Origin of the sequence: Alloalcanivorax sp., assembly GCF_964221125.1 — a bacterium.
In the GTDB taxonomy this organism is placed as follows: Bacteria; Pseudomonadota; Gammaproteobacteria; order Pseudomonadales; family Alcanivoracaceae; genus Alloalcanivorax; species Alloalcanivorax venustensis.
Map to the genome: position 1 here is coordinate 1 of NZ_CAXPXK010000017.1, position 17064 is coordinate 17064.

A 17064-nucleotide genomic window follows, 5' to 3' on the forward strand; every position below is an offset into this window, starting at 1 on the left:
CGGCTTTCAATTCGTTCAGGGCTTTCTTGGCTTCGTGACCGGTGTTGTTCTGGAACTGGGACACGCGCAGGTAGCCGTAGCCGGGCTCCAGCACTTCGCTTTTCACGCTTTCCACTTTGATGCGGTCGCGCTTGAGCGTCACCGGGCGCGGCTTTTCGTCGCCGTCGCTGAGCACCGAGAGGGTCACTTCCGAGCCGGCCTCGCCGCGCATCAGCTCCACCGCTTCCGCCAGGCTCAGGCCTTTGACGAAGGTGTCGTCGATCTTGAGGATCAGGTCGCCGGCCTGGATGTCGGCGCGGCTGGCGGGGGAGTCGTCGATCGGCGAGACCACTTTGACGAAGCCGTCTTCCATGGTCACTTCCAGACCCAGGCCGCCGAACTCGCCGCTGGTGGTGGATTGCAGGTCCTCGAACTGGTCCGGGGTCAGGTAGGAGGAGTGCGGGTCGAGCTCCATCAACATGCCGCGGATCGCCGCCTGGATCAGCTCTTTCTCGTCCACGTCCTGCACATAGGCGCCGCGCACCCGCTCCAGCACTTCCGCGAAGGCGCGCAGCTCGGTGACCGGCACGCCGTCCTGGCGGGCCTGTTCATCGACTTCGGGGTCGGCGGCCAGGGTCGGGGCGGAGACGGATACGGTGAGGAGCAGGGTGGCGCTCAGAGCGGTGCGGCGGAGCAGGGGGTGAGACGTTTTCAGCATGTAATTCCCCAGACCAAGGGCATCATTGGACACTAGTTTCGGGCAATGGGCGGCAGTGTAACACGGCGGTCGCACCAGCGTGTCGGGTTCACCACCTTGCCCCGGTTGCGTATTTCGAAGTACAGCGCGCTGCGGCTGTTACCGCCGGACTGGCCGGCCAGGGCCAGGGTGTCGCCCACCGCGACCCACTCGCCCACATCGCGCAGCAGGCTTTGATTGTAGCCGTACAGCGTCAGGTAGCCACCGCCGTGGTCGACGATGGTGAGCAGGCCGTAGCCGCGCATCCAGTCGGCGAACACCACCCGGCCCGGGTGGATGGCGCGCACCGGCGTGCCTTCCTCGGCGGCCAGCACCACGCCTTCCCAGCGCAACGCGCCTTCACGGCTGGAGTTGAAGCTCGACAGCACTTCGCCGGGCACCGGCCAGGGCAGCTCGCCGGCCAGTTTGGCGAACGGCGTGCCGCGGTCGGCGGGGGCCATTTCCGGCATGCTGCGCTCCATCTCGGCGAGCAGCTTTTCCAGGCGCTGCTGGTCGGCGCGCAGGCGGTCGATGTCGCCGCCGCGCTGGTCCAGGGAGCGTTCCAGTTTGGCCAGGGTGGTCTCCCGTTCGCGGGCGGCCTGCTCCAGCTGCTCCTGGCTGCGCGCCAGCGCGGTGCGGCGATCCAGCAGGTCGGCGCGGGCGTCGGCCACTTCTTGCGCCACCCGGCGCAGCTCCACCAGTTCGTCTTCCAGGTTGGCGAGGCGGTCGGTGCGGGCGCGCTGGAAGTATTCCTGGTAGCGCAGCAGGCGCGCGATCTGGTCCGGCTCCTGCTGGTTGAGCATCAGCTTCAGCCGCTCTTCGCGGCCGCTCTGATAGCTGGCGCGCACCGTCTTCACCAGCCAGCGCAGCTGCACCTTCTTTTCTTCGGCCAGTTCCGCCTGCTCGGCCTCCAGCCGGGCCAGGCGGGACTCGGCCTGGCGGGCGTCGCGCTCCAATTGGCGCCGCTCGCGGGTCAGCTCGCCGACCCGGGTTTCCGCCTCGCGCAGCTCGCTCTGCACCGAGTCGCGCTGGCGGGCTTCCTTCTGCTGGGCCTCGGACAGCGCCTCAATGCGCTCCTTGAGCGCTTCCAGCTGTTGCTCGGAGGGCTCTTCGGCGGGCGCGCCGGCGCTCGTCAGCACCAGCGCCGGCACGATCAGCAGCGTCAGTAATCGAAAATGGGGTTTCACGGGTTCCGTCATGGTGCCTTATCTTAACCGAGCGCTGGTGTGTATACTTGTCGCCGATTTTCCGCCGGCAGGAATGCAGTCATGGATCGTATCATCGAGTTCGTCACCAACCACTATATCCTGGTGTTTGCCTTCTTAGCGCTGTGGGGCGCCTTTTTCGTGATTGAGTCCCGCCGTGGCGGCAAGGCCATCACGCCGCAGTTCGCCACCAATCTGGTCAATCAGAAGGATGCGGTGATCGTCGACGTGCGCGCCGCCGACGAGTTCCGCGAGGGGCATATCCCGGGCAGTGTGAACATTCCCCAGAGCCAGGTCACGGACCGGATGGGCGAATTGGAAAAATATAAGGAAAAGCCGCTGATCCTGACCTGCAAGATGGGCAATCAGGCGGCGCACCTGGGGCGCCAGCTGCGCAACAAGGGCTTTTCCGAGCTCTACCGTATCCAGGGCGGCGTCACCGCCTGGCGCAATGATAACCTGCCGGTGTCCAAGGGCTGATGGCGGACGTCACCCTTTACAGCACCGGCTGGTGCCCGTTTTGCGTGCGCGCCAAGCGTTTGCTGGCGGGCAAGGACGCCCGCGTCCATGAGATCGACGTGGACCGGGAGCCGGAAGCGCGCCGGGAAATGATGGCACGCAGCGGCCGCCGCACGGTGCCGCAGATATGGATCGGGGACCGCCACGTGGGCGGTTGCGATGAACTTTTCGCATTGGAGCGGACGGGCGAACTGGACGACCTGCTCGCCGGATGACGGAACCGAACAACGGAGACAATCATGGCCGAAGAACAGAAAAAAACCTTCCAGTTGCAGCGCGTCTACCTTAAGGACGCCTCGTTCGAGTGCCCGGGGGCGCCGGACATCTTCCTGCAGGAGTGGAAGCCGAAGATGAACGTGCAGCTGAACAACAGCGCACGCCGCATCGGCGAAGGCACCGAATACGAAGTGGAAGTGACGGTCACCGTCACCGCCAAATCCGAGGACGAGCAGAAGACCTTCTATCTGGCCGAAGTGAAGCAGGCGGGTATTTTCACCCTGGCCGGCATCGAAGGCGAAGAGCGCGATCAGCTGCTGGGCGCCTACTGCCCCAATGTGCTGTTCCCTTACGCCCGCGAAGTGGTGTCCGATCTGGTCGCCAAGGGCTCCTTCCCGCAGATGATCCTGCAGCCGCTCAACTTCGAGGCGCTTTACCAGCAGCAGCGCGAGAAGCAGCAGAGCGGCGACGGCGAGCCGTCCACCGTCCAGTAATCAATTGGTTCAGATCGCGCCGGGGTAGCCGAGCTGCCGCCAGGCTTCGTAGAGCGTGATCGCCACCGCGTTACTGAGATTCAGACTGCGGCTGTTGGCGCCCATCGGCAGCCGCAGCCGCTGCTCCGGCGCCAGCCCTTCCAGGATATGGGCGGGCAGGCCCCGGGTTTCCGGCCCGAACAGCAGCACATCCCCGTCCTGAAACCGTACCTGGCTGGGCGCCGGGCCGCCTTTGGTGGTCAGCGCGAACTGGCGCGCGGTGGGGTAGTCCCGGCAGAAGCTGGGGTAGTCCGGGTGCACGGTGACGTTGGCGTATTCACTGTAGTCCAGCCCGGCGCGGCGCAGGCGCCGTTCATCCAGCTCGAAACCGAGCGGCTCGATCAGATGCAGGGCGGCGCCGGTGTTGGCGGCCAGGCGCATGATGTTGCCGGTGTTGGGCGGTATTTCCGGCTCGAACAGAGCAATATTCAGCATTCACGGATCCCGGGTTATAAAAGCGGGTAAATGGTAGCGTGTTGTCGACAGGGATGCGCGCAACAGAGGAGAGCCACCCATGAAGCGTGTCTACGAAGCCGGTGACGGCCTGGAAGCGCACATGCTGGCCGGCTTGCTGGAGCAGTCCGGCATCGTTGCCCAGGTGCGTGGCGACATGCTGCAGGGCGCGGTGGGCGAGTTGCCCGCTTCCGGGTTGGCCAGCGTGTGGGTGAACGAAGACGATGAGGCCCGCTCGCTGGAGGTGATCGCCGACTACGAGGCCAGCCAGCCGCCGCCCTCCGGGCCGACGCTGCGCGAGCGCATCCGCGAGCCGGGGCGTGCCGAGACGGACAGCACCCGCGCCTTCCGCAAAGGCCTGTTGATCGGGATGTTTCTCGGCGCGGCCTTGATGGCCTGGCTGCTGTAACGCCTGCCGGGAGCTTCGCTCCCTTTCGCGGGCGGGGCCCGCTCCTACAAGGCGCAATAAAAAAGGCCCCGGAAGGGGCCTTTTTTTGGCGCCGCTGTTAGCGGCTGGCGCGTTTGCGCTCGGTCTCGGTGAGCAGCTTCTTGCGCAGGCGGATGTGGTTGGGGGTGATTTCCGCCAGCTCGTCGTCTTCGATGAAGTCCAGGGCCTGCTCCAGGCTGAAGCGTACCGGCGGGGTGAGAATCACGTTCTCATCGGTGCCGGAGGCGCGCATGTTGGTGAGCTGCTTGCCCTTGGTGGGGTTCACCACCAGGTCGTTGCCGCGGCTGTGGATGCCGATCAGCTGGCCTTCGTAGACTTCCACGTTGGGCTCGATCAGCATGCGGCCGCGCTCCTGCAGGTTGAACAGGGCGAACGCCAGCACCTTGCCTTTGACCATGGAGACCAGCACGCCGTTGTTGCGCTGGGCCATGTCGCCGGCCTTGAACTCACCGTAGTGGCTGAACGTGCTGTTGAGGATGCCGGTGCCGGAGGTGAGCGTCAGGAACAGGCTGCGGAAGCCGATCAGGCCGCGGCTGGGCACGATGAAGGTGAGGCGCACCCGGCCCTTGCCGTCCGGCTCCATGTTGGTCATCTCGCCGCGGCGCAGGCCCAGTTGCTCCATGATGGCGCCCTGGTGCTGCTCTTCCACGTCGGCCATGACGTTCTCGTAGGGCTCCTGCTTCTTGCCGTCCACCTCGCGCACGATCACCTGCGGGCGGCCCACGGCCAGCTCGAAGCCTTCACGGCGCATGTTCTCGATCAGTACCGACAGGTGCAGCTCGCCACGACCGGAGACGCGGAACTGGTCGGCGCTGCCGGTCTCTTCCACGCGCAGGGCCACGTTGTGCTTGAGCTCCGCTTCCAGGCGCTCGCGGATCTGGCGGCTGGTGACGAACTTGCCGTCCTGGCCGGCGAACGGCGAGGTGTTGACGTGGAACACCATGCTCACGGTGGGCTCGTCCACGGTCAGCGGCGGCAGGGCCTCCACCTTGTTGGGGTCGCACAGGGTGTCGGAGATATCCAGCGGGTCCATGCCGGTGACGCAGACGATGTCGCCGGCGCCGGCTTCCGGCACGTCCACCCGGTCGAGGCCGTGGTAGCCCATGATCTGCAGGATGCGGCCGTTACGCACCTTGCCTTCGCGGTCGATGATCTTGACCGTGGAGTTGGCTTTGATTTTGCCGCGCTTGATGCGGCCGATGCCGATCACGCCCAGGTAGCTGTTGTAGTCCAGCGAGGAAATCTGCATCTGGAACAGGCCGTCCTGTTCCACTTCCGGCGCCGGTACGCGGTCGATGATGGTCTGGAACAGGAAGGTCATGTCGTCGCCGAGCTGGTCCGCTTCCGGGCCGGCCACGCCGTTGAGGGCGGAGGCGTAGACCACCGGGAAGTCGAGCTGCTCGTCGCTGGCGCCGAGGGTGTCGAACAGGTCGAACACCTGGTCGATGACCCAGTCCGGACGGGCGCCGGGGCGGTCCACCTTGTTGACCACCACGATCGGCTTGAGGCCGGCGGCGAACGCCTTCTGGGTCACGAAGCGGGTTTGCGGCATGGGGCCGTCCACCGCGTCCACCAGCAGCAGCACCGAGTCGACCATGGACATGACCCGCTCCACCTCGCCGCCGAAGTCGGCGTGGCCGGGGGTGTCGACGATGTTGATCTGGTAGTCGCCGTACTTGAGGGCGGTGTTCTTGGAGAGGATGGTGATGCCCCGTTCCTTCTCCAGGTCGTTGGAGTCCATCACCCGTTCCACGTCGCCGGCGCGATCTCCCAGGGTGCCGGACTGTTGCAGCAGCTTGTCCACCAGGGTGGTCTTGCCGTGGTCAACGTGGGCGATGATGGCGATATTGCGCAGGCGTTCAATCACAGAAATGGCTCCGTAGGGAAAAAAGTCGCTCTCCGTCCGTTGGCGGACCAGCGTGAAAATGCGTCCGCGACCGGCCGGAAGGGCCCGTGAAACGGAGTGGGAGGCGGATTAGGCGGCGCATTGTACAGCCCTTGTACCCACGGAAGCCACACGAAGGTGTGTCATGGCATAATGTGACCCGGTGCAAAGTTTTACTTTTGTTGCTCCGGTTGGCCTCTGACTGCCCTAGAATGTCGCAACCAAACACGGGTCAGCCGGTCTCAGCAACGTGCGCCGAACGGCCGCGCGGGCCGAGGAACCGTCGACGGGCGCCAGGGCTGGCTCCCGTTCCGTGGCTGACCGCCCGTGACGAAAGTATTGGAATAAGGCTGAAAAATGCGTTCTGTGAAATTGCACGCCCGGCTGCTCGCCGCTTTTTTGTTGTTGCTGGGGGTTGGCAGTATTGCCTACCAGATATTGGTCCAGAAAGTGCCGCTCACCGAGAGCGAGAGTGACCCGGTATGGGTGGTGGACGCCCAGGTCAGTTTCCAGGCGCGGGAGAACACCCCGATCAAGGCGCGCATGTACGTGCCGCCGCTGGAGAGCGGTTTCACCGCCCTCAATGAAAGCTTTATTTCCAACAACTACGGCGTCAACGTCAACCGGGAGAACGGCAACCGGGTGGTCACCTGGTCGGCGCGCCGGGCCGAGGGACGGCAGAACCTGTATTACCGGTTGATGCTCACCTCGCGCTTCGCCGAACCGGCGTCGGTGCCCGAGGACGGCCCCCAGTTCCGCGCCGCGCCGCCGCTGGAGGGCCCGGAGCGGCTCGCCGCCGATGCCCTGCTGGCGCCGATCCGCCAGCACTCCGCGGACGTGGAGACCTTCGTCAGCGAGACCATCAAGCGCGTCAACAACATGGAAAGCGACAATGTGCGCCTGCTGCTCGGCGGCGACCGCAGCCCGGAGAACCGCGCCCGGGTGGTCGATCTGTTGCTGGCGGTGGCGCACATCCCCGCCGAGCCGGTGCATACCCTGGAGCTCAACGAGAGCCGCGACCAGGAACCGGAGCTGTGGCTGCGCACCTACAACGGCAAAAGCTGGCTGTATTTCAACCCGCTGGACGGCCGCCAGGGGCTGCCGGAGGACCGGCTGGTGTGGTGGAGCGGCGACAAGCCGCTGCTGGCGCTGGAAGGCGCCCGCAACGCGGATGTGGATTTCGGCGTTCACCGCAACGAGATGAGCGCGCTGCAGCTGGCCCAGTCGCTGCGTTTCCAGGATCAGAGCAGCTTTATCGACTATTCCCTGTATGAGCTGCCGGTGCCGTCCCAGCAGCTGTTCCGCATCCTGATGATGATTCCGGTGGGCGTGCTGCTGGTGCTGCTGATTCGCTCACTGGTCGGCATGGAGACCCTGGGCACCTTCACGCCGGTGCTGATCGCCCTGGCGTTCCGCGAAACCGAGGTGATCTGGGGCGTGCTGCTGTTCACCTTCATCACCGCCATCGGGCTGTCGGTGCGCGGCTATCTGGAACACCTGAAATTACAGTTACTGGCGCGGCTGTCGATCGTGCTCACCTTCGTGGTGATCCTGATGGCGCTGATCAGCCTGGTGGGCTACAAGCTGGGGCTCTCCACCGGCCTGTCGGTGGCGCTGTTCCCGATGGTGATTCTGACCATGGTGATCGAGCGTATCTCGATCGTCTGGGAGGAGCGTGGCGGCGGCCAGTCGCTGAAGGTGGCCATCGGCACCCTGATCGCGGCGGTGCTGTGTCACCTGCTGATGGTCTGGCAGCCGCTGGTGTACTTCGTGTTCACCTTCCCCGGCGTGTTGTTGGTGCTGGCGGCGGTGATGGTGCTGATGGGCCATTACCGGGGTTATCGCCTGGCGGAGCTGATGCGCTTCCGGGCGATGACCGATGAAGGTGGCCGCTGATGTTCGGAATCCGCACCTGGAGGGCCCTGCGCCGCCGTGGCGTGATGGGCATCAACCAGCGCAACGGCGACTATGTGCTGGCCTACAACGACCGGCGCCTGTACCCGCTGGTGGACGACAAGATCCGCACCAAGAAGCTGGCCCTGGACGCCGGCATCCAGGTGCCGGACATGTACGGGATCATTGATACCGAGCAGGGCATCAGCAAGCTCCAGCACATCGTCGAGACCCACGGTGACTTCGTGATCAAGCCGGCCCAGGGTGCCGGCGGCGACGGCATCATGGTGATCTCGGACCGCTTCGAGGGCTACTACCGCGGCGCCTCCGGCCGCATGATCAGCCCCGAGGAGCTGGAGTTTCATATCTCCGGGATCATCTCCGGCATCTATTCCCTGGGCGGCCACCGCGACCGCGCCCTGATCGAGTACCGGGTGCGCTCCACCGACCTGTTCGACCGCATCAGCATCGGCGGCGTGCCGGACGTGCGCATCATCGTGCTCAAGGGCTACCCGGTGGCGGCCATGCTGCGCCTGCCCACTCGACAGTCCGACGGCAAGGCCAACCTGCACCAGGGCGCCATCGGCGTGGGCGTGGACATCGCCACCGGCGTTACCCTGAGCGGCACCTGGCACAACCTGAAGATCGACCGGCACCCGGACACCGCCCATCCGGTGGCCGGCGTGCAGATTCCCGACTGGGAAGCCTGCCTGGAGCTGGCGGCGCGCTGCTATGAGCTCACCGGCCTGGGTTATCTGGGCGTGGACCTGGTAATGGACAAGCACAAGGGCCCGTTGATGCTGGAGCTCAACGCCCGGCCCGGGCTGAACATTCAGATCGCCAACGACGACGGCCTGCTGCGCCGCTGCCGCATCGTCGAGGATCATCTCGACGGCCTGGACTGGAAGCTGGAGCCGGTGGCCCGCCGGCTGACGCTCGCCAAGCGCGAGTTCGCCGTGGCCCGCCTGCCGGAAGCCCCCGCAGCGCCCTGACCCCGGCGCTTCGTCAACAAAGCGTGATTTGCTATACTCTGCCGCCCGTTTCCGACCATCTCCTTTAAAACAGGGCGAGTATTGTTATGTCCGAGGCAGTCGCACCCGTCACCCGGCCCAGCGCCGACCCGCTCCAGCGCCGCGCCATCGCGCTGGTGTCCGGCGGGCTGGACTCCATGCTGGCGGTAAAAGTGATGCAGGAGCAGGGCATTCACGTGGAAGGGGTGAACTTCTTCACCGGCTTCTGCGTGGAGGGCCACACCCACGCGATCCGCAAGAAAGACAAGGACAAGAACAAGCGCAACAACGCCCTCTGGGTGGCCGAGGAGCTGGGCATCAAGCTGCACATCATTGATATCTCCGAGGAGTACAAGGATGTGGTGCTCAACCCCAAGCACGGCTACGGCGCCCATCTGAACCCCTGCCTGGACTGCAAGATCTTCATGGTCAACCAGGCCACCTTGATGCTGAACAAGGCCCGTGAGCTGGCCGGCGAGAAGGGCTTCGACTTCATCATCACCGGCGAGGTGGTGGGCCAGCGGCCCAAGAGCCAGCGCAAGGAAACCATGCCCATTATCAGCAGCGAGTCCGGCGCCGACGACCGCCTGCTGCGCCCGCTCAGCGCGCTCAACCTGCCCGAGACTTTGCCCGAGCGCGAGGGCTGGGTGGACCGCTCGCGGCTGCACGATTTCTCCGGCCGCAACCGCAAGCCACAGATCGAGCTGGCCCGGCGTTTCGGCCTGGAGGACTACGCCCAGCCCTCCGGCGGCTGCTGCTTCCTGACCGACGAATCCTATTCCCGCAAGCTGGCCGACCTGTGGCAGGCCCGCAACGAGCGCCGCTACGAGCTGGACGACATCATGCTGCTGAAAGTGGGCCGGCATATCCGCCCGCAGCCGCACCTGAAGCTGATCATCAGCCGCGAGGAAGGCGAGAACCGCTTCCTGGAAGGCTACCGCTACCAGTTCACCAGCCTCACCACGGTCAGTTGCCCCGGCCCGCTGGCGCTGGTGGACGGACGCTTCGAATCGGAAGCGGAGCTGGAGCAGGCCGCCGCCATCGTGGCGCGCTACTCCAAGGGCCGCGGCGACGACACCGTCACCGTGGAGGTCAAGGACCCGGGCGGCGTTGCCCGCGAGGTGCGCATCGCGCCGGCACGGCCCGAAGACATCCCGAAAACCTGGCTGGTGGCCTGACCGCGATGACCGACGAAACCCTTCACGAACTGGATGTGCGCCGCCAGCTGTGCCCCATTCCAGTGATCAAGACCCAGAACAAGGTCGCCGAACTGGCGCAGGGGGAGGTGCTGAGGGTAACCTGCACGGACCCGGGGGCGCTCAACGACATTCCCGCCTGGTGCCGAATCAATGGCCACGAGGTGCTGGCCACGGAGGAGGGCGACCTGGAGGTGGTGATCACCCTGCGGGTTGGTGAACCTTCCGTTGCACTCTAGTGGTGCACAAATACCAAGAAAGCACCGTTTCGGTGCATGATATCCGGATACAGGCGCGCTGATCGGGCTCAATACAAGCTGCTGCGCCAAAAAAGGGCTGGCACAGTATTTGCTGACCTATTGGCATGCAGGCCCCGGTGGCCGAGAATAACGGCTCTTCGCGTGCCCGCTCCGGCGGAGGCGAGTAGCCAGACACATACCCGTTCCAGGAGGACGCTCAACAATGTCTGAAAAGACGCTGAAACTGATTAAAGATAACGACGTGAAGTGGGTGGATCTGCGTTTTACCGACAGCCATGGTAAAGAGCAGCACGTGACCCTTCCCGTCGGCGAAATCGACGACGACTTCTTCCAGGACGGCAAGATGTTCGATGGTTCCTCCATCGCCGGTTGGAAAGGCATCAACGAATCCGACATGATTCTGCTGCCCGAAGACGAAACCGCCGTTCTCGACCCGTTCACCGACGTGGCCACGCTGAACCTGCGTTGCAACATCGTTGAGCCGACCACCATGCAGGGTTACGAGCGTGATCCGCGCTCCGTGGCGCTGCGCGCCGAGGAATACCTGAAGTCCACCGGTATCGCCGACACCGCTCTGTTCGGCCCGGAGCCGGAATTCTTCGTGTTCGATTCGGTACAGTGGAAGTCCGACATGTCCGGCGCCATGTACAACATCTACTCCGAAGAAGCGGCCTGGGTGTCCGCCGATGAGTTCGAGAAGAACAACATCGGTCACCGTCCCGGCGTCAAAGGCGGCTACTTCCCGGTACCCCCGGTGGACAGCCTGCACGACCTGCGTGGCGCCATGTGTTCCGCCATGGAGCAGATGGGCCTGGAAATCGAAGTGCATCACCACGAAGTGGGCACCGCGGGCCAGTGCGAGATCGGTGTGGGCGCCAACACCCTCACCAAGAAAGCCGACGAAGTGCAGATCCTCAAGTACTGCGTGCACAACGTGGCCCACGCCTACGGCAAGACCGCCACTTTCATGCCCAAGCCGCTGATCGGTGATAACGGTTCCGGTATGCACGTGCACATGTCCCTGGCCAAAGACGGCAAGAACCTGTTCGCCGGTGACGAGTACGCGGGCCTGTCCGAAGAAGCGCTGTTCTACATCGGTGGCGTGATCAAGCACGCACGCGCCCTGAACGCCTTCACCAACGGTTCCACCAACTCCTACAAGCGTCTGGTGCCCGGCTTCGAAGCCCCGGTAATGCTGGCGTACTCCGCCCGTAACCGTTCCGCTTCCATCCGCATTCCGTGGGTGAGCAACCCGAAAGCGCGTCGTATCGAGACCCGCTTCCCGGATCCGTCCGCCAACCCGTACCTGTGCTTCGCGGCACTGATGATGGCCGGCCTGGACGGCATCAAGAACAAGATCCACCCGGGCGACGCCATGGACAAGGATCTCTACGATCTGCCGGCGGAAGAAGCCAAGGACATCCCCACCGTGGCGCACACTCTGACCATGGCGCTGGATGCTCTGGAAGCCGATCACGAGTTCCTGACCCAGGGCGACGTGTTCACCAAGGACATGCTGGAAGGCTACATCGAGCTCAAGCGCAGCGAAGTGGAGCGTCTGAACATGACCCCGCATCCGGTCGAGTTCGACATGTACTACAGCTGCTAAGCCTCATGGCGACCGCAGTCCCCGAAAAGCCCGGCCTTCGCGCCGGGCTTTTTTTGTTTGTGCGAGCGGGCCATGCCCGCGAAAGGGTGGCTTTTCAGCCACCCGGCGGGATACCAGAGCCCCTCTGGCCGCAGTACAAAGAACCTCTCTGGTATCCTGCCGGCCGGCGTTGCCGGCCTTTCGCTTGCAAGCAAGCTCCTACAAGCCGGGCTCTTAGAGGTGTCGCGATGGATTTTGCGGGCCGGGCCCTTTTTTTGCGGGTACCCCGGAGTCAGAATCAAGGTCAGACCCAACAAGGATGAGACCAATGAAAATCTGGTGGCCCCTATTACTGTGCGTCATGCCACTGCTGGCCGGCGCGCAAACAGAGAATGTCGACCGCCCCGATGAAGCCGGCGGCTCGAAAGGCATCTACCGCACCGTGGACGCCGACGGCAACGTGGTGTTCACCGACAACCCGCCGGACAAGAAGCGCGCCGAGGAAGTGAAAGTGGGCCCCACCAACACCATGGACAGCCCGCCGGTGGAGCGGCGCGCCGCATCCCGGGGCGATGCGCCGCCGGAACCACCGGAGCCGCCGGATACGGGCTATGAGGCGGTGTCGATCACCGCGCCGGACGCCGGCGCCAACCTGCGCCTTCCCCAGGACAACCCGATCCAGGTTCAGGTATCGCTGTCGCCGTCGCTGAAAAGCGGGCACCGGCTGGTGATTCTCGACAACGGCACGCCGCTTGAGGGCAACGCCATGGACTTTCCCAATCCCGGCGAGCACACCCTGGTGGTGCAGGTGCGTGACGGCGACGGCACAGTGCTGATCGAGTCCGAGCCGGTGCTGTTCTACGTGATGCGTACCACCGCCGATAGCGGCGGCGGCCAGGGCCAGGGCAAAGGCTCCGCCTTTCCCACCTTCGGTGGCCGGGCCGAACGTGGCGGCTCCGCCACCACCGGCAGCGGCGCCGACCGGGGCGCCGGCGCGGAGCGTGGCGGCGGTGCCGCGGTGGGCGGCAGTGCCCAGCGCGTTATCCGCCCCTCCGACGACTGAACCCTTCTGCACCAAAAGTGTGCACCCTCCCGCCATACCTCCTAGACTGCACCGTGAAGGACACGTCCTCTACCCGCCTGCTGCCCTGTGAAGGCGCTCTCACGGGTGGCCTGATAATTGCTTATGCCCTGTTATGGCCCGAACTATGACGACAGACACGGTGCTGCAAAAACGGCTGCTGGATCATCTCCGTACCGCGGTAATGATGCTCGACGGCGACCTGCGCGTGCGCTACCTCAATCCGGCGGCGGAAATGCTGCTGGCCACCAGTGCCTCTCGAATAATCGGGCAGCGGTTGCCGGAGTACTTTTTCGATGACGAGGACGCGCGGGGTGCCCTGCAACAGTGCATGGACGAGGGGCACCCGTTCACCCGCCGCGAAGCCCGGCTCAACGTGGCGCCGGGGCAGCAGGCGATGGTCGATTACAGCGTCAGCCCGATCCATGAGCGTGGCCAGAACATGGCGCTGCTGGTGGAGATGCAGTCCCTTGACCGGCTGCTGCGTATTACCCGGGAAGAGGGGCTGATGCACGCACACCAGGCCACCCGCGCGCTGGTGCGGGGCGTCGCCCATGAGATCAAGAACCCCCTGGGCGGTATCCGCGGCGCCGCCCAGCTGCTCGAGCGGGCGCTGCCGGATCCGGAACTGGCGGAATACACCCGGGTGATCATCGACGAGGCGGACCGCCTGCGCTCGGTGGCGGACCGGATGCTGGGCCCGCGTAAGCCGCCGGCGTTCGCGCCGGTCAATATTCACGAATGCCTGGAGCATGTGCGGCAGTTGTTGCTGGCGGAGTACCCGGAAGGGGTGCTGCTGCGCCGCGATTACGACGTCAGCCTGCCGGAAGTGATCGCCGACCGGGACCAGCTGATTCAGGTGCTCCTGAACCTGATGCGCAACGCCATGCAGGCGTTGCTGGAAGCCGGCACCGAGGACGCCCGCGTGGTGATGCGCACCCGCGCGCTGCGCCAGTTCACCATCGGCGTGCAGCGCCACCGGCTGGTGCTGCGGGTGGACATCGAAGACAACGGCCCGGGGATCTCCCAGGAGCTCCAGGAAACGATTTTTTATCCCATGGTCAGCGGCCGGGCCAACGGCTCGGGGCTGGGGCTGTCCATCGCCCAGTCGATCATCAGCCAGCACCAAGGTCTGATTGAGTGCGACAGCGAGCCCGGGCGCACCTGCTTCAGCCTGCTGCTGCCCATGGAACCGGTGGATACAACGGAGAGCAAAGGATCATGACCGCAACCATTTGGGTGATCGACGACGACCGCTCCATTCGCTGGGTGCTGGAAAAGGCGCTCGGCCAGGAAGGCTACCAGCCGGTATGTTTTGAAGACGCCGACGAGGCCCTCAACCGCCTCGACGAGGGCGGCGCCGAGCCCGACGTGCTGATTTCCGATGTGCGCATGCCGGGCACCGACGGCCTGCGCATGCTCAAGATCCTGCAGCGCAAGAACCCCAATCTGCCGGTGATCATCATGACCGCCCATTCCGACCTGGACTCGGCGGTGGCGTCCTACCAGGGCGGGGCGTTCGAATACCTGCCCAAGCCGTTCGACGTGGACGAGGCGGTGGCACTGGTCAAGCGGGCGATCAAGCACCGCAAGGAGAACGACGAGGAGTTCGTGGCGCCGGCGGCGGAAACGCCCACCGAGATCATCGGCGAGGCGCCAGCCATGCAGGAGGTGTTCCGCGCCATCGGCCGGCTCAGCCACTCCAACGTCACGGTGCTGATCAACGGCCAGTCGGGCACCGGCAAGGAGCTGGTGGCCCGGGCCCTGCACCGCCACTCCATGCGCCGCGAGAAGAACTTCGTGGCGCTGAATATGGCGGCGATCCCCAAGGACCTGATCGAATCGGAACTGTTCGGCCACGAGAAGGGCGCTTTCACCGGCGCCAACAGCCAGCGGGTCGGGCGTTTCGAGCAGTCCAACGGCGGCACCCTGTTTCTCGATGAAATCGGCGATATGCCGCTGGAGGCCCAGACCCGTTTGCTGCGCGTGCTGCAGGAGAATGAGTTCTACCGGGTGGGTGGCACCACGCCGATCCATGTGGACGTGCGCATCATCGCCGCCACCCACCAGGACCTGGAAAAACTGGTGCGCGACGGCGACTTCCGGGAGGACCTGTTCCACCGCCTCAATGTGATCCGCATTCACATTCCGCGTCTCGCCGAGCGCCGCGAGGACATCCCCGCCTTGGCCGGCTATTTTCTCCAGCACGCCGCCCAGGAACTGGGGGTCGACCCCAAGGTGCTGCACAAGGACACCGAAAAATATCTCGCCGCCATGCCCTGGCCGGGCAACGTGCGGCAGCTGGAAAACACCTGCCGCTGGCTGACGGTGATGGCCTCGGGCAGGGAAGTGCTGGTCGACGACCTGCCGCCTGAGCTGCGCCAGAGCGGCAGCAAGCCCACGGAAACCGGTGGCGACTGGCTCAAGTCCCTGCGCCACTGGGCCGACCGGGCCCTGGCCCGTGGCGACCGCGGGATTCTCGAGCAGGCGGTGCCGGAGTTCGAGCGCACCATGATCGAGGTGGCCCTGCAGCACACCGGCGGCCGCAAACGGGACGCGGCGGCGCTGCTCGGCTGGGGGCGCAACACCCTTACCCGCAAGATCAAGGAGCTGGACATGGAAGCGGAGTTCAGCGGCGACGACTAGCAGCTCGGATGCCAGTGGCCCATGAGGGCAGGGCCTGTGCGAGCGGGCCCTCTACTCGCTCAACCCCCGCGCCTCCAGATCCACCAACACCCAATCCCCACCCGCTTCGCGCCAACGACTCCGCACCCGGAAACTGTCCGCGTCCTCCGGCAGCGTGGCGCGACCGCCCCACACCAGAGCGTTGAACGTGACCTCCGCCTCGCGCAGCGTCACCGGATCAAGCGCCACGTCCACGTTGAGAAAACTGACCTGGCGCTTGGGGTAGCGCAGGAACACCCCCACCAGACGGCGGCCGGCCGCTTTGCGGTCCAGGTCCCGGTAGCGGAAATCCGCCGCCAGCCGGTCCATCACCGCGCCCACGTCGCCGCCTTCCAGGCCGCTTTCCAGTTCCGCCACGGCCTCGCGCAGGGCCGCTTCCGGCGGCGGCGTCTCGCAGCCGGTGAGCAGCGGTTGCAGGGCCACCAGCAGACAGTATGCTGTCAGCCGAGCCCAGCGGCGGATGTCACCCATGTCATTATTCCCCCCAATCGAGCCCTACCATCGCCAGTACCTGGATGTGGGCGACGACCATTTATTGTATGTGGAGCAGAGCGGCAACCCGGACGGTGAGCCGGTGGTGGCCCTGCACGGCGGCCCCGGCGGCGGCAGCTCGCCGTTGCTGCGGCGGCTGTTCGACCCGCAACGCTACCGCATCGTGGTGTTCGACCAGCGCGGCGCCGGGCGCAGCCGCCCCTACGCCAGCACCGAGCATAACACTCTGCCGGATCTGGTCGCCGACCTGGAGCGCATCCGCGAGCACCTGATGATTCCCCGCTGGCGGGTGGTGCTGGGCGGCTCCTGGGGCGTCACGCTGGCGCTGGCCTACGCCCTGGATTTCCCGTCACGGGTGGCGTCGCTGGTGTTGCGCGGCGTGTTCCTGTGCCGGCAACAGGACATCGACTGGCTCTACACCGACCGGGGCGCGGCGCGCTTTTACCCGGACCTGTGGGCGCGCCTGCTGGAAGCGCTGCCGCCCGGCGAGGGCGACCTGGTCACCCGTTATCACCGCGCCTTGCCGGGGCCGGACGGCGAACGTCTGGCCCGCGAGTGGACGCTCTGGGAAGCGCGTCTGTCGAGCCTGGATCCGCCGCCGGAGATCAACGTCGACCACAACGCCCGCGCCATGGCGCAGCTGGAAACCCATTACTTCGTCAACGGCGGCTTTCTGGAACGCCCGATTCTGCCCCGCGCCGGCGCGCTCACCTGCCCGGTGGAGATCGTGCACGGCCGCTATGACATGGTGTGCCCGCCGGAGCAGGCCTGGCTGCTGCACCAGGCGCTGCCTGACAGCCGGCTCAACTGGGTGCCGGCGGCGGGGCACAGCAGCGCCGAGCCGGCCATCGCCGAGGCGCTGGTGGCGGCGGTCAGGCGCCTGGG

General features: G+C 65.4%; 18 protein-coding genes. 13 read left to right on the forward strand and 5 right to left on the reverse strand.

Annotated features, from left to right (window positions below; genetic code table 11):
- Both ACEQZD_RS02080 and ACEQZD_RS02085 read right to left on the reverse strand, forming a co-directional pair.
- On the reverse strand, window positions 1-697 hold a 697-nt coding region (locus ACEQZD_RS02080), incomplete at its 3' end, for a S41 family peptidase (RefSeq protein WP_370183682.1).
- Window positions 698-729: 32 nt separating this feature from the next.
- Window positions 730-1914, reverse strand: coding sequence for a peptidoglycan DD-metalloendopeptidase family protein (locus ACEQZD_RS02085; RefSeq protein WP_335629229.1), 1185 nt, complete (start codon window positions 1912-1914; stop codon window positions 730-732).
- A gap of 69 nt (window positions 1915-1983) precedes the next feature.
- Here ACEQZD_RS02085 and ACEQZD_RS02090 point away from each other — a divergent pair, with 69 nt between their 5' ends.
- The 3 genes from ACEQZD_RS02090 to secB are packed head-to-tail and all read left to right on the forward strand — an operon-like array spanning window position 1984 to window position 3149.
- Complete coding sequence (locus ACEQZD_RS02090) at window positions 1984-2400, forward strand: rhodanese-like domain-containing protein (RefSeq protein WP_067610044.1); 417 nt, start codon at window positions 1984-1986, stop codon at window positions 2398-2400.
- Window positions 2400-2654, forward strand: a complete 255-nt coding sequence (gene grxC, locus ACEQZD_RS02095) for a glutaredoxin 3 (protein WP_142948224.1) — start codon at window positions 2400-2402, stop codon at window positions 2652-2654. The genes ACEQZD_RS02090 and grxC overlap by 1 nt, the downstream gene beginning before the upstream one ends.
- A 24-nt stretch (window positions 2655-2678) precedes the next feature.
- Window positions 2679-3149, forward strand: coding sequence for a protein-export chaperone SecB (gene secB / locus ACEQZD_RS02100; protein ID WP_142948225.1), 471 nt, complete (start codon window positions 2679-2681; stop codon window positions 3147-3149).
- 9 nt (window positions 3150-3158) lie between these two features.
- Here the strand turns inward: secB and trmL are convergent, their stop codons facing one another.
- Entirely contained in the window at window positions 3159-3623 is a 465-nt protein-coding gene (gene trmL / locus ACEQZD_RS02105; protein ID WP_142948226.1) for a tRNA (uridine(34)/cytosine(34)/5-carboxymethylaminomethyluridine(34)-2'-O)-methyltransferase TrmL, read from the reverse strand.
- Window positions 3624-3702: 79 nt separating this feature from the next.
- On the opposite strand from trmL, the gene ACEQZD_RS02110 reads away from it, so the two are divergent.
- Window positions 3703-4050, forward strand: a complete 348-nt coding sequence (locus ACEQZD_RS02110; protein WP_142948227.1) for a DUF2007 domain-containing protein — start codon at window positions 3703-3705, stop codon at window positions 4048-4050.
- 97 nt (window positions 4051-4147) lie between these two features.
- On the opposite strand, the gene typA is transcribed toward ACEQZD_RS02110, so the two are convergent.
- Window positions 4148-5956, reverse strand: coding sequence for a translational GTPase TypA (gene typA, locus ACEQZD_RS02115; protein ID WP_142948228.1), 1809 nt, complete (start codon window positions 5954-5956; stop codon window positions 4148-4150).
- A 375-nt stretch (window positions 5957-6331) separates the two neighbouring features.
- Here typA and ACEQZD_RS02120 point away from each other — a divergent pair, with 375 nt between their 5' ends.
- The 8 genes from ACEQZD_RS02120 (at window position 6332) to ntrC (ending at window position 15648) form a co-directional block, all read left to right on the forward strand.
- Window positions 6332-7870 carry an inactive transglutaminase family protein gene (locus ACEQZD_RS02120; protein WP_142948229.1) on the forward strand — a complete coding sequence of 513 codons (1539 nt, stop codon included), beginning with the start codon at window positions 6332-6334 and terminating at the stop codon, window positions 7868-7870.
- Window positions 7870-8859 carry an alpha-L-glutamate ligase-like protein gene (locus ACEQZD_RS02125; RefSeq protein ID WP_370183685.1) on the forward strand — a complete coding sequence of 330 codons (990 nt, stop codon included), beginning with the start codon at window positions 7870-7872 and terminating at the stop codon, window positions 8857-8859. Before ACEQZD_RS02120 ends, ACEQZD_RS02125 begins: the two co-directional genes overlap by 1 nt.
- 86 nt (window positions 8860-8945) lie before the next feature.
- Window positions 8946-10055: a tRNA (5-methylaminomethyl-2-thiouridylate)-methyltransferase gene (locus ACEQZD_RS02130; protein WP_370183687.1), complete on the forward strand. Its 1110-nt coding sequence runs from the start codon at window positions 8946-8948 to the stop codon at window positions 10053-10055.
- A 5-nt stretch (window positions 10056-10060) separates the two neighbouring features.
- On the forward strand, window positions 10061-10312 hold the full coding sequence (locus tag ACEQZD_RS02135) for a sulfurtransferase TusA family protein (protein WP_142948232.1): 252 nt from the start codon (window positions 10061-10063) through the stop codon (window positions 10310-10312).
- Window positions 10313-10535: 223 nt separating this feature from the next.
- Window positions 10536-11942, forward strand: coding sequence for a glutamate--ammonia ligase (gene glnA, locus ACEQZD_RS02140; RefSeq protein ID WP_370183690.1), 1407 nt, complete (start codon window positions 10536-10538; stop codon window positions 11940-11942).
- Between the two features lie 307 nt (window positions 11943-12249).
- Window positions 12250-12984, forward strand: a complete 735-nt coding sequence (locus ACEQZD_RS02145) for a DUF4124 domain-containing protein (protein ID WP_370183692.1) — start codon at window positions 12250-12252, stop codon at window positions 12982-12984.
- Window positions 12985-13129: 145 nt separating this feature from the next.
- Window positions 13130-14227 (forward strand): nitrogen regulation protein NR(II), encoded by a 1098-nt coding sequence (glnL, locus tag ACEQZD_RS02150; RefSeq protein ID WP_194854957.1) that lies wholly within the window; start codon window positions 13130-13132, stop codon window positions 14225-14227.
- On the forward strand, window positions 14224-15648 hold the full coding sequence (ntrC, locus tag ACEQZD_RS02155; protein ID WP_142948236.1) for a nitrogen regulation protein NR(I): 1425 nt from the start codon (window positions 14224-14226) through the stop codon (window positions 15646-15648). Before glnL ends, ntrC begins: the two co-directional genes overlap by 4 nt.
- Before the next feature lie 51 nt (window positions 15649-15699).
- On the opposite strand, the gene ACEQZD_RS02160 is transcribed toward ntrC, so the two are convergent.
- Window positions 15700-16158: a nuclear transport factor 2 family protein gene (locus ACEQZD_RS02160; RefSeq protein ID WP_370183696.1), complete on the reverse strand. Its 459-nt coding sequence runs from the start codon at window positions 16156-16158 to the stop codon at window positions 15700-15702.
- Here ACEQZD_RS02160 and pip point away from each other — a divergent pair.
- Window positions 16157-17064: prolyl aminopeptidase (gene pip, locus ACEQZD_RS02165; protein WP_370183698.1), on the forward strand; the 908-nt coding region annotated here is incomplete at its 3' end. The two genes, ACEQZD_RS02160 and pip, sit on opposite strands and share 2 nt — an antisense overlap.

Excerpts from the sequence above, each read along its gene's own strand:
- ACEQZD_RS02085 (WP_335629229.1), bottom strand. The coding sequence starts at position 1,914 with ATGACGGAACCCGTGAAACCCCATTTTCGATTACTGACGCTGCTGATC.
- ACEQZD_RS02090 (WP_067610044.1), top strand. The coding sequence starts at position 1,984 with ATGGATCGTATCATCGAGTTCGTCACCAACCACTATATCCTGGTGTTT.
- grxC (WP_142948224.1), top strand. The coding sequence starts at position 2,400 with ATGGCGGACGTCACCCTTTACAGCACCGGCTGGTGCCCGTTTTGCGTG.
- secB (WP_142948225.1), top strand. The coding sequence starts at position 2,679 with ATGGCCGAAGAACAGAAAAAAACCTTCCAGTTGCAGCGCGTCTACCTT.
- trmL (WP_142948226.1), bottom strand. The coding sequence starts at position 3,623 with ATGCTGAATATTGCTCTGTTCGAGCCGGAAATACCGCCCAACACCGGC.
- ACEQZD_RS02110 (WP_142948227.1), top strand. The coding sequence starts at position 3,703 with ATGAAGCGTGTCTACGAAGCCGGTGACGGCCTGGAAGCGCACATGCTG.
- ACEQZD_RS02120 (WP_142948229.1), top strand. The coding sequence starts at position 6,332 with ATGCGTTCTGTGAAATTGCACGCCCGGCTGCTCGCCGCTTTTTTGTTG.
- ACEQZD_RS02125 (WP_370183685.1), top strand. The coding sequence starts at position 7,870 with ATGTTCGGAATCCGCACCTGGAGGGCCCTGCGCCGCCGTGGCGTGATG.
- ACEQZD_RS02130 (WP_370183687.1), top strand. The coding sequence starts at position 8,946 with ATGTCCGAGGCAGTCGCACCCGTCACCCGGCCCAGCGCCGACCCGCTC.
- ACEQZD_RS02135 (WP_142948232.1), top strand. The coding sequence starts at position 10,061 with ATGACCGACGAAACCCTTCACGAACTGGATGTGCGCCGCCAGCTGTGC.
- glnA (WP_370183690.1), top strand. The coding sequence starts at position 10,536 with ATGTCTGAAAAGACGCTGAAACTGATTAAAGATAACGACGTGAAGTGG.
- ACEQZD_RS02145 (WP_370183692.1), top strand. The coding sequence starts at position 12,250 with ATGAAAATCTGGTGGCCCCTATTACTGTGCGTCATGCCACTGCTGGCC.
- glnL (WP_194854957.1), top strand. The coding sequence starts at position 13,130 with ATGACGACAGACACGGTGCTGCAAAAACGGCTGCTGGATCATCTCCGT.
- ntrC (WP_142948236.1), top strand. The coding sequence starts at position 14,224 with ATGACCGCAACCATTTGGGTGATCGACGACGACCGCTCCATTCGCTGG.
- ACEQZD_RS02160 (WP_370183696.1), bottom strand. The coding sequence starts at position 16,158 with ATGGGTGACATCCGCCGCTGGGCTCGGCTGACAGCATACTGTCTGCTG.